Origin of the sequence: Cellulomonas endophytica (assembly GCF_004123805.1) — a bacterium.
GTDB classification, from domain to species: domain Bacteria; phylum Actinomycetota; class Actinomycetes; order Actinomycetales; family Cellulomonadaceae; genus Cellulomonas; species Cellulomonas endophytica.
Genome location: NZ_RWJX01000010.1, coordinates 26,141 through 40,458 on the forward strand (window position 1 = coordinate 26,141; position 14,318 = coordinate 40,458).

A 14,318-nucleotide genomic window follows, 5' to 3' on the forward strand; every position below is an offset into this window, starting at 1 on the left:
ACACCTCGGTCCGTGGTCGGGACGGCGCTCAGGCCGGGATCTCGAGGAACAGCGACTCCGCCGTGACCTTCTCCTTGACGTCGGACTTCCGCGTCCCGTCGGTCAGGAAGTAGGTGATCGTGTGCTTGTACTCGGCCGGCTCGTCCTTCGGCAGGAAGACGGTCCAGGACTGGGACTCGCCGTCGCCGGGCCGGAACCGGAAGTCGTCCGTCTTCTTCGGCACGCTGTGGCTGTACTCCAGCGACACGTTGACCAGCTTGAGGGCGGTCCAGTCGAGCAGGTCGGGCACGATCGACACGTCCAGCCGGTCGGCGAACTCGCGGCCCAGCCGGAAGCGCGTGCCCTTGGCGTCGGCCACCTCGATCTCCTTGCTGGTGCCGTCGCGGTGGGTGATGGTGGCCGTGTACGACAGCCTGCCCTTGGTCTCGTCGACGGTCGGGAAGGTCCAGACGTCGAACGTCTTGCCCTCCCCGCTGAGCGTGACCGTGAAGTCCTGGCGGTAGCTGTTGCCGGACTCCTCGTAGGTGGCCTGCACGCTGATGTCGTCCACGTCGTTCTCCAGGTCGCCGACGGCCTGGAAGGTGACCGTGCGCAGGGACCGGAACGGGTCGTCGACGGAGATCACATCGGCGTCCGTGCTCTGCTCCGGACCCGTGATCTCGCGGCCGTCGCCCTTCATCGTGTAGACGGTCTGGTAGAACACGTCGCCCGTGCGCGGCGTCCCGATCACCTCGAGCAGCTTGTGCTTGTCGTCGTCCGCGGTGAGGTTGAAGAAGCGCTCGACCGGCTCGTCGCCGCCGGTGTACCGCACCCGGACCCGTGCGCGGCTCACCTGCTCGAAGTTGATGTCCCCGTTGACGACGTCGAGCTTCAGCACCGGCAGGTTGCTCACCTTGACGTTGAGGTCCGTGCCGTCGTCCTCGACCTCCTTCGAGGTCCACGGCGGGACGTCGCCCTTGAAGTGCACGGTGTAGGACCAGAAGAACTTCCGGATCTTGTCCGCGACGATGAACTCGGCCTTCTGCGGCTTCCCGGCGTCGTCCTTCGTGAAGGTGGCCTCCACGGTCTTCGCGTTCTCCCCGTGGGGGTAGCGGACCTTGACCTCGACGAGCGTGATGCCGTACTCCTCGAAGTCGGCGTCCACCCGGATCGCGAGCAGCAGCGACCGCAGGAACTCGTCGACGCTGATCTTGGAGTAGTAGTCCTCCCACTTCAGCGCCGCGCCGTCGACGTTCTTCAGGCTCGTCACCGTGGGGATCATGCCCCCGGGGTGGATCGTCCGGACGACGGCCACGGCCTCGGTCCAGCCCACCTGCACGTCGGAGATCTGGGTGTTGGAGACCTCGCGACGGACGTCCTCGATGTCCTGGCCCTCGGTCCAGTCCTTGACGTTCGGGTCCACCGCCTGGACGGCCTCGAGCAGGTTGCGCTTCACGCCCTCCTCGAGCTGGGTCATGATCGCCTGGCGCATCGCGGCGTCCAGCTTGGCCTGCTCCTCGGGCGGGAGGTTGGGGTTCGCGACGAAGCGGAAGTCGGTCGTGGTGACCTCGTTCTTGTACCGCTCGGTGCGGGTGATCTCGGTGTAGCTGTCCTCGCTCCAGAAGTTGTCCTCCGTGTCGACGTCCTGGAAGAACGAGTAGAACGAGTCCGCGCGCCAGTGCCCCTTGGCCTCGGCCTTGGGCAGGCGGACGTAGTGGTCGAGGTCGTACACCACCTGGATCGCCGAGCCGGTGCCCTTGCTCAGGGTCTCCTTGAACACGGCCGTGCCCAGGACGGTGAGCTCGAGGAAGAAGCAGGCGGTGTTGTCGCCGGTCAGCGACGGCACGGTGGAGCCGCTGATCCGCTCCACCATCTTGCCGTCCTGCTGCAGGACGAGGCGCACCGCTCCGCGCAGCCACGGCACGGTCTGGACCTGCGGCTTGGGGCCGTTGGCGCCGAAACGCTGGGTGAGCTCGGCCTCGAGGCCGGCCCGGATCGCCTGCAGGGTCTCCGGCAGGATGCTGAGGTCGGTGTCGAAGGCGACGAAGCCGCCGAACTGGCTGTCCCCCACCCGACGGATGGCGTCGTACTCCACGAAGCGGAGCGCCAGGCCGCCGTTCTCCAGCCGGGCGATCCGGGAGAAGCGTGGCATGACGTAGAAGACGTCGGGCCGGTTGTCGTCGTCGTCCCCGTGGACGTCGTGCCCGGCGAGCACCCGCAGGTTCTCGAACTTGATCATGGAGGTCTCCTTGTGCTGGATCGGTCTCAGGCGCGCCAGGTGGCGGCGTCGGTGACGACGGCGACGGGGCCGGGTCCCCCGGAGGGGGACTCGGCGAGCGGTCCGGTCGCGGCGACCCGCAGCAGGTACCGGACGGTGAGGAGGCCGGGCTCGCCGGCCAGCGCGCGGTGGACGACGGACAGGTCGTCCGCGGTCAGGGTGACGCTGAAGGAGGCGTCCTGGCTGACGGTCCCCGAGGGTGCCGACGCGGCCAGCGACCGCTCCTGGCCGTCCCGCACGAGCAGTAGCTCGGCGGAGCCCTCGACCTCGAAAGGAGCGGGTTGCAGCCGGACGTCGTCGGCGGCCCCCGCGGCGACCGCCGCCTCGCGGACCGCAGTCTGCGCCGCGTCCGAGACCTCGAGCGCGGTGGTGACCATGAGCATGGCGAGGCCGCCCGCCTCGATCAGGTTGAGCTGCGGGGCGCCCGACTCGGTCCGCACGGGGCCGGCCTGGAGCGGCAGGAAGCGCCACTCGGACCCGCCCTTCGGGCCGACCGCCCGCAGCCCCCCGGCCTCGACGACGAGCACGTCTTCCTCCTCCTCTGCCGCCCACGGCGGGTCGGTGAACGAGAACGGGTCGAGCCAGACCGCGGCGTCCGGCAGCGGCTGCGCGACCGTGCGCGGGTGGGCGCCGCGGGTCGTCGCGACGGCCTGCACCGTCACCTCGGCGGCGTCACGCGGGACGGCGAGCCAGGCGTCGCCGTCGCCCGACACGCCGAGGGCGGCGACGCTGACGAAGACCGCCGGGTCGCGGACCCAGCGCGAGGCCCGGGCGGTGACGGTGACGTCCGCCCGGTCGAGCAGACCGCGGGTGGCGTGGACGGCGACGAGCCGCAGACCGAGGTCCGCCGGGACGACGACGGGCGTCGGGTCGCCGACGACGTGCCGCGCGGGCCCGCGGATCGTGCGGGGGCCCCGGTCGGTGTCCATGACGGCGGCCCCCGTGAGGTCGTAGACGAGCGGCTCCCCGGGGGCCAGGCGCAAGGTCGCCCCCGCGGGCGCCGGGGGCCGGAGCTGGGCGACGACCTCGGCCCGGAACGGCCGGGCGGGCGGGGCCGGCGGGGCCGTCAGCGTCGCGGTCGCGACGAGGACCCCGGCCGGGAGCACCGGCATCGTGGCGTGGACGACGAGGGGCTCGCGGCCGTCGGTGAGCGGGGGGACGCCGTGCTCCCGGACGACCGCGTCCGGGCCGGACCCGCCGCGCACCGGGTCGCACGCCAGCCGCACCAGCCGCACCGCCGCCACCGGTTCGGCGAGGTCCCACGTGAGCGTCGTGCGCGGTTCGGGGGTGAAGAGCCACCCGCCCTGGGTGCCGTCGACGTGACCCGTCGGACCCTCGCCCGCGCGGGGCGTCGTCGTGGCGTCGTCGAGGAAGGCAGGAACGGCCAGGCGCGTGACGAGGCGGTCGACCACCGCAGCAGCGCTCCCCCGCGCGTCCGCGGGTCCTCCGGTCACGCTCACGCCCGGCAGGCCGTCGGCGACGCGGTCGAGCAGGTCGTCGGGGCGCACCGGCGCCGTCCCGACGTCCTGGAGCAGGGCGTCGACGTCGACCGTCAGCGTGCCGGGGCACCGCGGCGCCACCCCCCGGACGGTCACCAGCACCACCGCGCCCAGCGTCTGCAACCCGCCCCGCAGCGCCCCGACCAGCAGGTCCCCCGCCACCCCGTCGAGCCGGACGAGCGTCGGCAGGACCGCACCCGTCGCCGCGTCGAACGGCTGCGGCGCCAGCAGGTCGGGCGGCAGCCCGACCGCGGCGGGCGCCACGAGCCGCACCCGGCCGGACCGGAGCGGCGCCGGACGGACCCGCGGCGGCCGGCCCGCGTCGTCCTCGATCGTGAACGCCGCGCTGAGGACCGTGAACCGTGCGACCTCGCCGTCGCGCTCCTGGAGGTACTGGTCGACCTCCAGCGGCTCGGCGCGCAGCGAGGTCGGGACGGCGCACACCTCACCGGGGCGCTCGTGCACCGCGAAGCCCGCCGTGGCGCCGACGACCTCGGGCCGGCCGAGGTCGGGAAGTCCCATGAGCACGGGGGTCTCCTAGGGGTGTGGGAGGGCGAGCAGGTTGCTGTCCGTGGAGCGCCACTCCGTGTCGGTCCGGCTCGTGCCCGAGACGTGCACGAGGGTCTGACGGAAGCGGAACTCGCCCTGGCCGCGCTCGAGCAGCCAGTCGCGCAGCGGCACCGGCACGGCCACGTCGACCTCGAGCGTCGTCCGGGTCAGGACCACGGGGCTGGCGACCCCCTCGAACTGGACCCCGATGGCCGTCAGGTCCTGCTCCGGGTCGCCGGACTGGCCCAGCCCGCCCGGGGTGGTGAGCAGCTTGACCACGCGCGGCAGGCGCTCGACCCGGCGGTCCAGGGTCTGCTCGACCGCCTGGGCGGGCACGACGACCGCGCGCACGCCGGAGACGTCGAGCGTGACGTCCAGCGGCGCGGGGGCGCCGGGGGCGCCGGGCACGTCCTGACGGGGCGCCACCGACAGCTCGAGCGTCGCCCCCGGCGCCAGCCGCGCGGGCAGCGCGCCGGTCACCGTCGCCTCCACCGGGGGGCCGCCGGCGTCCAGCCAGGCGGGCAACGGGGGCACGGCGAGGTCGACCTCACCCTCGTTCCGCAGGGTGACGAGGCAGGTGCCGTCGGGGCCGGGCCTCTCGGTCCAGCTCAGCGGCGGGCGCGCGAGCCGGTCGAGGCGGAGCTCCACGGGCACCTGGGCGGTGTGGTCGCCCACCTGGACGTCCACCCGCCCCCGGAGCAGCGCACTCGCGGCGCCGCTGGTGAGCACCGCGTAGACGTCGCGGAGGGCGTCGAACGCGAAGCTCTCCGACACCCACCAGCCGCGCACGAGGTCCGGCGGGGCGGAGGTGGTGACCGCCCCTGCGGGCAGCTCCAGCCGGCACGTCGCGGGGTGGACGGCCGGGCGCAGCTCCACGGCACCCCCGCCCGCGGGCACGTGCACGGCCAGCGCCTCCCGCGCCGCGTGCAGCCGGGCGAGCGAGGTCTGCGGGACCAGGTGGACGCTCACCAGGGCCAGCGCCTCCTCCCCGCCGCCGGCGTCGGTGGTCCGGCCGACGGTGAAGGACAGCTCCGGGCCGTAGGGCGCCTCGTCCCGCAGGCCGACGAGGAAGGCGTCGGGGAGGCAGTAGAAGACGTTGCCGGCGTCCCGGTCCTGGAAGTAGACGTGGTCGCGCGACGCCGGGCCCTCGGCGGGGAACGGCACGGCGTGCGTGGCGAACCCCCGCGACGCGGGCGGCTCGCCGGACGGGAACAGGTAGGGGTGGAGGGCGGCCTCGAAGTGCAGCGGGACGGTCGCGTCCTGGCCCGACCGCGTCACGACGTACCGGGGCTCGTCGTCGCCGGCGACGACCGGGTCCGGGTCCGGCGACGGCTCCGGCAGCGGCTCCGGCAGGGGAAGGGGAAGGGGCAGGGGCAGGGGCAGGTCGATGTGCGGCCGCGGCCGCCGGTGGTCGCGCACGACGGGTCCGTCGCCGACCGGTCCGTCGTCGTCGACCGGCCGCCGCATGAGGTGGTCGCGCACGACGGAGCCGGACGCCCGGAGCCCGGTCGCCCGGAGCTCGGTCGCCGCCAGGCGCCGGAGCAGGGGCGGCGCCTCCACCGCCGGCGGGACGACCAGCGCCGCGAAGACCGCGTCGACCCCCAGCTGCGGCCGGACGTCGAGCGGCACGCCCTGCTCCGGCTGCGTCAGGACCTGCCCCGCGTCCGCACGGAGCGCGAAGCGGACGTCGTCCGGCACCGGCAGCGGCTCGACGAACCGGATGGGCTCCGGCACCGGGGTCGGGCCGCGGCGGAGGACGAGGTCCGGGAGGATGACGTGCGTGTCGAGCAGGTCGGGTCGCAGCATGACGACGACGTCCGGACGCGGTCCCGGCGCGTGGCTCGGCACGGCCACCGAGATGTCGCGGTGCACCGTGAGGAGCGCCCGCTCCTCCTCGCGGAGGAAGGCCCGCAGGAGGGCGTCCCGCTCCGGGAGGGTCAGCAGCAGGACGACCTCGGGCCGGTTCCCGGTCTCGCCGCGGCCCTCGTCGAGCTCGGCGACGGCGTAGTCGCGCGCGAGCTCTCCCGCCGACGACACGCTGACCGAGAGCCCGTGCGGCAGGATCGCGGCGTCCGTCCGCCCGATCTCCGGTGCCGGATGGCTCTCCAGCCCGAAGGTCATGCGCCAGAGGCCGTCCACGAGCGTCGTGGTGATCTCGTACCTGCCGGTCGCGGGCGTGACCCGCAGCCGGTACCGGGGCAGGTAGTACACCCTCGCCGGGTCGGCGGGGTCCTGGAAGAGCACGGTGTCGTCGACGCGACCGTCCGGGCTGATCGGCACGGTGACCTCGTGGCGCGGGACGCCCGGCTGCGACGGTCCCATGCGGCGCAGGGCCTCGAGGTCGATCCCCAGGTCCGCCGTCCTCAGCCGGTGCGAGAACAGCTCAGCCCCAGGCATCGCCGGAGCCCCGTTCCCGCTCGTGCGCCGGGTTCGGCTCGGGCGGACCGTCGGTGACCGCCCTCTTGCCGGCGAGCCGGTACGGGGCGCCGCCCTTGCGCCGTGGCACGTAGCCGGGCGGGCACAGCCCCTCCCGGGGCTCCCCGGGGTCGGGGGCGGCAGCCGCCCCCGGGTCGACGCGCACGCACTCGTAGTCGTCGTCCGGCGCCGACGGCAGGACCTCGGGCAGCTCCTCCCCCGACGGCATCAGATCGACCCCGGTCCGCCCCAGTAGAAGTACGAGCCCCACCCGCCGCCGCCGCTGAAGTCGGCCGCGATGTCGTACTGCGAGGCGTCGGTGACCTGCGGCGTGCCCTGGAGGTCGGCCATCGTGCCCGCCTCGTCGCTCTGGTACCGCAGGTTGCGCATGTACGCGGCGTGCGACCACCCGGCACCCGAGAAGGCACCGCTGCCCATGTCCGTCTGGGAGGACTCGGGGTGGTGGGTGGTGTCGTCGACGATCTCGCCGCCCCAGTCGGCACGGTCCGCCATGGAGCGCAGCCCGCCGTCGTTGTACAGGCTCGCGGGGTAGTACCCCATCCACTCGGCGCCGATCCGCACCCACCAGTTGCCCTGGTAGAGCTGGACCTTGACGTAGAGGTCGTACTGGTCGCCGCCGGCGACGCTCTCGGCCACGCGCATGCCCGGGAAGGACGACGTGCCGACCTGCACCCAGCCCCGGACGTCGGTGTTGTAGCCGCCCAGGTGGTCGCCGCTGCTGGTGTAGCCGTTGGTCGTGTAGTAGATGAACAGGTGCGGCGACCAGTCCCCGTAGATGTCCTTGTACGTCTGCGCCCCGACCTCGAGGGTCTGCAGGCCGGTGCCGCTCCCCCGGACGGTCCAGTGCTGCCCGAGCGAGAACTCGTTCGACCACTGCACGTAGGGCTTCCAGGTGTTGATGTAGCCGTCGGTGCCGTAGTTCGTGACGAACTGCCAGGCGTGGGCGTACTCGTGGGCGGCGCCGGTCGCGGGGGGCGTCGGGTTGTCCGGCGGCGTGACCACGCGCGGGTGCAGCCCCTTGGCCAGGTAGTCCTGGAGCGTGCCGACGGGCCGCATCCGGTCGACGTCCTTGTGGAGCACCGGCACGGTACCGGCCGGCCCCTGCTCGGCGGAGGGCTCCAGCAGCGTGCGGGCGGCGGCCCGGGTGGGGTGGTCGGCGCCCGCGGCGGTGCCGTCGAGGTCGGGCGGCTCGGGGAGCGCGCCGTCGGTCTGCGTCTCGACGGGCACCCAGTCGACGCGGTCGCCGGCAGGCGTCGTGGTCCGCAGGACCACGTCCCGCTTCGCGTACAGGTCGACGTGGTGCTGCCGGATCTCCTCCAGCCGCTCGGCCGCGACCTTCACCCGGACGTCCACGTCCGTGCCGGGCAGCTGCGGCATCGCGAAGGCCGCCTTCGCCGCCACCGCCCGAGGGTTGCGCTCGATGATGCCGACGTCCATGGCCGCCTCCGGGTGCTCGGGGAGTCTCACCCCACTGAGAGGCGTCGGCGTCGCGAGAAATACGCCGGGGGCCGATGTCACCGGGCACCCGGCCGGCGGGGGCCCGCGGGGTGCCCCGCCCGGGTCGGGCGGGGCACGCCCACCGGTCAGCCCTCGTCGAGGACGAGCGCTCCGCCGCCGACCGTGCGGCCCGCGAGGGGCTGCACCGGGCGGGCGTTGTCGCCGTGCGCCTCCGACAGGGCCGCGACCTGGGCCGGCGACATCTCGACCGCGTCGGCCAGCACGACCCACTGCACGGTCTCGCTGCACGGCGGCGTGGTGAGGCTGCCCTCGTACAGGTACGCCCGGCCCGTGCTCGGCAGCAGGTCGGCGACGTCCAGCGTCAGCGCGTCGCCGCCCTCCGCCGCGGCGAGGAACTCCACCCACACCGCGTTCTCGGCCCCGGCCCGCACGGGCACGCCGAGCACGAGCAGGCCCTCGTCGTCGGCGTGGACGAGGTGGACCTCCGCGTCCACGCGCTCGCCGGCGATGCTGTGCTCGGCCGGCGTGTGCGCGTGGAACTGCACGAGGGACAGGTCGCGGTCGCCGAGGAGGACGTGCTCGTCGCCGCTGTCCGTCGTGTCGAACTGCAGCACGTGGCCCGTGTCGGAGACCCGGCCCTCGACCGTCCCGTCGTCGAGCACCACGTCGACGGTGGGCTCGGGCAGCTCGGACGGCAGGTCGACCGGCGACTGCCGGGCCCCCGTGCCGCAGGCGCTGTAGTCCTCGGACAGCTCGGCCCAGCGGTCGGCCCCCTCCTCGCCGGTGTAGGCCCAGTGCGCGACGGTCGTGGTGCCCCCGTGCTCGGACGGGCTCGCGGACGGGTCGTCGGTGGACGTCGGCGTGGCGGCCGGGCCCGCGCAGGCGGCGACGAGCAGCAGGGTGGCGGCGGTCGGCAGGAGCAGGGCGGTGGGCCGGGGCCGGCGCATGGCCGGGGTCGTGCGGGACATCAGGATCTCTCCCCCTCGGAGACGGACGGTGTGCGGCGACGCCTCCGGCCACCCCGGGCGGACCGGGGCGGCCGCGCACGTCGCCGTCACCCACCGTGCCCGCGGGCACCCCGCCCCGACGTCAGGGAGGACCCCCTACGCCCACCCCGACGTCGGGCCCGCCCCCGCGCCCGGACCGGCGGGACGGGGGCGGCCCGGTGGTGCGAGGTCGTCGCGCACCGGGCCGCTGCGCCGGTCCCCCTCAGTCCTCGCCGTTGGCCTCGAGGATCGCCTGGATCTCGTCCGCCGTCCCGGCGGTGAGGACCTTGTCCACCTCGGCCGGGTCGGTGAAGACGGACGCGATGGACGAGAGGATCTCGAGGTGCTCGTCCTCGGCGCCGGCGATGCCGACGACGATGCGGACGGGCCCCCGGCCCCAGTCGATCGCCTCGGCGTACCGCACGAGGCACACCGCGGACCTCCGGATGTCCTTCTTCGCCTCGTTGGTCCCGTGCGGGATCGCGAGGAGGCTGCCCATGTAGGTGGAGATGGACCGCTCCCGCTCCGCCATGGCCTCCACGTAGGCCGGGCCGACGGCGCCCGCGTCGAGCAGCAGCTGCCCCGCCTCGCGGATGGCCTCGTCCTTCGTCGTCGCCCGCCCGTCCAGCCGGACGAGCTCGCGCGTCAGCGTGACGCTCACAGCCCCGCCCCCTCCTGCGCCGACGCCGTCCGCACCATCTGCACGACGTCGTCGTAGACGGGGCTGTTCATGAAGTTGTCGACGGACAGGTGCACCGCGTGCGGCGCCTGGTGCCGTGCGCGGTCGGTGAGCTCGCGCTGGCTGATGACGAGCTCCGCCTCGCCGTCGGTGAGTGTCGCGACGGCCCTGTTGACCACCGTGACGCCCTCGACGCCCGCGGTGCGGAGCTTCTTGCGCAGGACGCTCGCGCCCATCGCGCTCGAGCCCATGCCGGCGTCGCACGCGAAGATGATCTGCTGGACGGGGCGGTCGAGGCCGGCCGTCGTCGTGGTCCCGGCGGGCTCGGCCGGGGCGGCGCCCGCCCGGGCCGCCATGGCGCCCAGCGCCGAGCTGCTCCTGCCCTTGTTCGCCTCGGTCCGCGCGATGGCGCCGGCGAGGTCACCGCCCCCGCCGGCGGCGAGGTCGCGCCGCCGCGAGGCGCGCAGGATGACGGCGGAGACGAGGAACGACACCGTCGCGGACAGCAGGACCGCGAGCGCGACGCCGACGAAGCTGTCCCGCGCGGTCTGCGCGAAGATCGCGAAGATGCTGCCGGGGGCCGCGGGCCCGACGAGGCCGCTGCCGAAGACCGCGTTGGTCGCGATCCCGGTCGCACCGCCGGCGATGGCCGCGACGATGAGCGCCGGCTTCATGAGGACGAACGGGAAGTAGACCTCGTGGATACCCCCGAAGAAGTGGATGATCAGCGCGCCCGGGGCCGAGGCCTTCGCGGCGCCCAGGCCGAAGACCGTGTAGGCCAGGAGGATCCCGAGGCCGGGCCCGGGGTTGGACTCCACCATGAGGAGCAGGGACTTGCCCTGCTCCGTGACCTGCTGGGCGCCGAGCGGGACCAGGACGCCGTTGCCGATCGCGTTGTTGAGGAACAGCACCTTGGCCGGCTCGACGATGAGGCTCATGAGCGGGAGCAGGCTGTTGTCGGCGAGCCAGGCGACCGCGTCGCCGAGCACGCGGCTCAGGGCGGTCACCACGGGGGCGATCCCGAAGAACGCCGCGATGGCCAGCAGCATCCCGACGATGCCCGCCGAGTACATGTTGACGAGCATCTCGAAGCCGGGGCGGATCTTCCCGTCCCAGAGCGCGTCGACCTTCTTCATGACCCACCCGCCGAGCGGGCCGACGATCATGGCGCCGAGGAACATCGGCACCGTCGAGCCGACGATCATGCCGACGACCGCGATCGTGCCGACGACGCCGCCGCGCTCGCCGTGCACGAGCCGCCCGCCCGAGTTGGCGATGAGGATGGGCAGCAGGTAGGTGATCATCGGGCCCACGAGGCCCAGGTACTGGCGGAAGGTCGTGCCGTCGTCCGCCTGGACGAGCTGGGTCGCCGCGCCGCTCCACGACGAGTTGTCGGCGTTGGCGAAGCCGCCCAGGATGCCGTTGGGGGCCCAGCCCACCGAGATGAACAGGGACGTGATGAGCCCCCAGGCCACGAAGGCCGGGAGGTTGGGCATGATCATGCCGGTCAGGAACGCGCCGAAGCGCTGCACGCGCACCTGCGCGGCCTTCCCCGCCCGGTTGCCCGGGGCGGCGACTGCTGTGGTCATCGTCGACTCTCTTCCGCTAGATCTTCGTCGATCCGGAGGTGGTGGGGTGGTGCGGGACCGCTAGGGCTCGACGGTGACCTTGATGCCGGAGCCCTCGGAGACGATGGCGATCCCGTCGAGCACGCGCTCGAGCGGGATCCGGTGCGTGATCAGGTCGGCGACGGGCACCCGGCCGTCGGCGATCATGGCCAGCGCCTCCCGGTTGTGCGCCGGGCTCGACCCGTTGGCGCCCTTGATCGTGAGCTCCTTGTAGTGGACGACGTTCGAGTCGAGCGTGATCGTGGGGCGGTCCTTGGGCAGCCCCCCGAAGAAGCTGATCCGTCCGCGCGGCGCCACCATCTGCAGCGCCTGCTCCTGGGCGACGCCCGAGGCGGCCGCGGTGATGACGACGTCGGCGCCGCGCCCCCCCGTCGCCTCGAGCACCGCCGCGACCGGGTCGACCTCGCCGGCGCAGATCGCGGCGTCCGGCGCGACCACGCCGGCCGCGAGGTCCAGCCGCTCGCGGCTGAGCTCGACGAGGAGGACCCGGGACGCCCCGCGGGCCCGGGCCAGCCGGACGTGCAGGCAGCCGATGGGCCCGGAGCCGATGACGACGACGACGTCGCCGTCGTGCACGTCGATGAACTCCTGGGCGTTGATCGCGCAGGCGAAGGGCTCGGCGACGGAGGCCTCCGCGAACGACACGCCGTCGGGGATGCGGTTGAGCCCGTCCACCGCGAGCACCTGCGACGGCACGACGACGTACTCCGCGAACCCGCCGTCGAAGTCGTAGCCCATCGACAGCTGGTTCGGGCAGATCGTCTCGAGGTCCGCGCGGCAGAAGTCGCACGTGCCGCAGGGGATGGCCGCGATGACCTGGACGCGGTCGCCCGCCGCCCACCCCGTCACGCCGTCGCCCACCTCGACGACCTCGCCGGCGATCTCGTGGCCCATGACGCGCGGGGGCCGGATGCGCTGGTGGCCGGCCTTGGTGATCTTCACGTCCGTGCCGCAGGTGGAGCAGGCCCGCACGCGCAGCTTGACCTCGCCGGCGCCGGCGGAGGGCTCGGGCGCGTCCTCGACCCGCACGTCGCCGGGGGCGTAGAACCGAAGGACCTTCATGACTCTCCTCTGCTGGCGGCTCTCGCCGCGGGGCGGGGACGGCGGTCGCCGCCCCGTGGACCGGCGCCGGCTGCGCCCGCGAGGGGCGCGACCGGGTCGGACGGGCAGGGTCCCGACGAGGGGCGTCCGGGCGGCGGGCGACGGCGGCACGCGCTCATGCGCGTCTCACCGCCGGTCCCGCCGCCTCCACGTCCGCGGCGAGGTCGTCCGCGAGGCCGGAGTCGCTGATGACGAGGTCGACGTCCGCGAGGTCGCACACGTGCACCGCGTCGCGCCGGCCGAACTTCGTGCGGTCCGCGAGCACGACCGTGCGGCGGGACCTCTCGAGCAGGGCGCGCTTCACCGTCGCCTCCGCGGGGTCCGTGGTCGTCAGCCCGTACCGGCGCGCGAGGCCGTTCGCCCCGAGGAACGCGACGTCGGCGTAGACCCCCCGCAGCGCCTCGAGGGCCCGCTCCCCCACGGCCGCCAGCGTGCGGGGCCGGACGACCCCGCCGAGCACGTGGAGGGTGATGTTCGGGCGGGTGGCCAGCAGGGCGGCGACGGGCAGCGCGTGCGTCACGACGGTGAGCTCGCGGTCCGGGGGCAGCAGCATCGCCAGTCGGACCGTCGTGGTGCCGGCGTCGAGGAGGACGGACCCCCCGTGCGGCAGCTCCTGCACCGCGAGCGTCGCGATGCGCTCCTTCTCGTCGGACATCCGGGTCTCGCGCTCCGCGACCTCGGGCTCGCCGTCCGGCCCCGGGGTCGGGATCGCGCCGCCGTGGACGCGGCGCAGCAGCCCCGCCTGCGCGAGCACGAGGAGGTCCCGCCGGACGGTCTCCTGCGCGACGTCGAAGCTCTCCGCCAGGCCCCGGACGCCCACGCGCCCTGCGGCACGGGCGCGCGAGACGATCTCCCGCTGCCGCTCCGGTGCGTACACGCCTCGCTCCTGCCACCTCGCCGTTGTGGTGCTTTCTTTGTCTACGCCCGTTTGCCTGTGCCGTCAAGCACCCGGGCGCGGTCTTCGGAAGCAAACGGGCGGCGCGCCGTGTGCTCTTCCCAGAGGACGGCCCGGGCGACGCCGGAGGCCGGCCGCCGCCGCCGCGTCCCGCGGCAGCGCCGCCGGTCGAGGGCGGTGGCAGGGCGTGCCGTCGGCGGCGGAAGACCGCGCACACGTCCGCGGTTGCAGGAGGCGACGCGCCGACGCCACCGGGAGGACCTCGTGAGCACGGATGGAACCCTGACCGACGCCGACCTCGAGCTCCTGCGGCGGCCGCTGCACGGGTTCCTCACCGTCGCCGCCGGCCCCCTGCCGCCGCAGCCGCGACCCGTGTGGTTCGAGGCCGCGGACGACGGCACCGTCCAGCTCTTCACCGGCCCGGGCACCCTCAAGGTGCGCCGGCTGCGCGAGGACCCGCGGGCCTCGCTGGTCGTCGCGTCCCCGGTCGGCGAACGGGAGCACTGGGTGTCCGTCTCCGGCCCCGTCACCGTGCACGAGGACGGTGCCCACGCGCTGGCGGCGCGCCTCGCCGCCCGCTACTGGGACCTGCGCGACCCGGTGCGCGCCCGCGAGCTCGGGGCGATCCTCGCCGACGAGCAGGTGCGGCTCGTCCTCCGGCCCGAGCAGGTCCGCCGCTACGCCTCCTGACGCGGTGGGTACGCTCGTCCGTCGTGCCCGCCTCCCCTCCTGCGTCCGCTCCTGGGTCCGCTCCCGGGTCCGCTCCCGGGTCCGCTCCCGCGTCGACGCACCGGCCCCCGTTCTCGCCCGGGGCCGCGCGTCGCCGGGCG

The 14,318-nt window shown here is 74.3% G+C and carries 11 protein-coding genes; 1 reads left to right on the forward strand and 10 read right to left on the reverse strand.

The window, feature by feature from the left end:
• Window positions 1-28: 28 nt before the first annotated feature.
• From EJA20_RS04970 to EJA20_RS05015, 10 genes are all read right to left on the reverse strand, one after another.
• A complete protein-coding gene (locus EJA20_RS04970) occupies window positions 29-2,218 on the reverse strand; it encodes a hypothetical protein (protein ID WP_129337061.1) in 2,190 nt (729 codons plus the stop codon).
• A gap of 26 nt (window positions 2,219-2,244) precedes the next feature.
• Complete coding sequence (locus EJA20_RS04975) at window positions 2,245-4,284, reverse strand: hypothetical protein (RefSeq protein WP_129337062.1); 2,040 nt, start codon at window positions 4,282-4,284, stop codon at window positions 2,245-2,247.
• A gap of 9 nt (window positions 4,285-4,293) precedes the next feature.
• On the reverse strand, window positions 4,294-6,702 hold the full coding sequence (locus EJA20_RS04980; RefSeq protein WP_129337063.1) for a hypothetical protein: 2,409 nt from the start codon (window positions 6,700-6,702) through the stop codon (window positions 4,294-4,296).
• Window positions 6,689-6,949, reverse strand: coding sequence for a hypothetical protein (locus tag EJA20_RS04985; RefSeq protein ID WP_129337064.1), 261 nt, complete (start codon window positions 6,947-6,949; stop codon window positions 6,689-6,691). Before EJA20_RS04985 ends, EJA20_RS04980 begins: the two co-directional genes overlap by 14 nt.
• On the reverse strand, window positions 6,949-8,208 hold the full coding sequence (locus EJA20_RS04990) for a neprosin family prolyl endopeptidase (RefSeq protein WP_164983831.1): 1,260 nt from the start codon (window positions 8,206-8,208) through the stop codon (window positions 6,949-6,951). The genes EJA20_RS04985 and EJA20_RS04990 overlap by 1 nt, the downstream gene beginning before the upstream one ends.
• 116 nt (window positions 8,209-8,324) lie before the next feature.
• Window positions 8,325-9,167 (reverse strand): carbonic anhydrase, encoded by an 843-nt coding sequence (locus tag EJA20_RS04995; RefSeq protein WP_129337066.1) that lies wholly within the window; start codon window positions 9,165-9,167, stop codon window positions 8,325-8,327.
• A 241-nt stretch (window positions 9,168-9,408) separates the two neighbouring features.
• Window positions 9,409-9,846 carry a PTS mannitol transporter subunit IIA gene (locus tag EJA20_RS05000; protein WP_129337067.1) on the reverse strand — a complete coding sequence of 146 codons (438 nt, stop codon included), beginning with the start codon at window positions 9,844-9,846 and terminating at the stop codon, window positions 9,409-9,411.
• Window positions 9,843-11,453: a PTS mannitol transporter subunit IIBC gene (locus tag EJA20_RS05005; RefSeq protein ID WP_129337068.1), complete on the reverse strand. Its 1,611-nt coding sequence runs from the start codon at window positions 11,451-11,453 to the stop codon at window positions 9,843-9,845. Before EJA20_RS05005 ends, EJA20_RS05000 begins: the two co-directional genes overlap by 4 nt.
• Window positions 11,454-11,513: 60 nt before the next feature.
• Window positions 11,514-12,554: a zinc-dependent dehydrogenase gene (locus EJA20_RS05010; protein WP_129337069.1), complete on the reverse strand. Its 1,041-nt coding sequence runs from the start codon at window positions 12,552-12,554 to the stop codon at window positions 11,514-11,516.
• 154 nt (window positions 12,555-12,708) lie between these two features.
• On the reverse strand, window positions 12,709-13,470 hold the full coding sequence (locus tag EJA20_RS05015) for a DeoR/GlpR family DNA-binding transcription regulator (protein ID WP_129337070.1): 762 nt from the start codon (window positions 13,468-13,470) through the stop codon (window positions 12,709-12,711).
• Between the two features lie 282 nt (window positions 13,471-13,752).
• Between EJA20_RS05015 and EJA20_RS05020 the strand changes: the two genes are divergently transcribed.
• A complete protein-coding gene (locus EJA20_RS05020) occupies window positions 13,753-14,178 on the forward strand; it encodes a pyridoxamine 5'-phosphate oxidase family protein (protein ID WP_129337071.1) in 426 nt (141 codons plus the stop codon).
• Window positions 14,179-14,318 lie beyond the last annotated feature (140 nt).

Coding starts and splice junctions, on each gene's coding strand:
- EJA20_RS04985 (WP_129337064.1), bottom strand. CDS start 6,949: ATGCCGTCGGGGGAGGAGCTGCCCGAGGTCCTGCCGTCGGCGCCGGAC.
- EJA20_RS05005 (WP_129337068.1), bottom strand. CDS start 11,453: ATGACCACAGCAGTCGCCGCCCCGGGCAACCGGGCGGGGAAGGCCGCG.
- EJA20_RS04980 (WP_129337063.1), bottom strand. CDS start 6,702: ATGCCTGGGGCTGAGCTGTTCTCGCACCGGCTGAGGACGGCGGACCTG.
- EJA20_RS05010 (WP_129337069.1), bottom strand. CDS start 12,554: ATGAAGGTCCTTCGGTTCTACGCCCCCGGCGACGTGCGGGTCGAGGAC.
- EJA20_RS04970 (WP_129337061.1), bottom strand. CDS start 2,218: ATGATCAAGTTCGAGAACCTGCGGGTGCTCGCCGGGCACGACGTCCAC.
- EJA20_RS04995 (WP_129337066.1), bottom strand. CDS start 9,167: ATGTCCCGCACGACCCCGGCCATGCGCCGGCCCCGGCCCACCGCCCTG.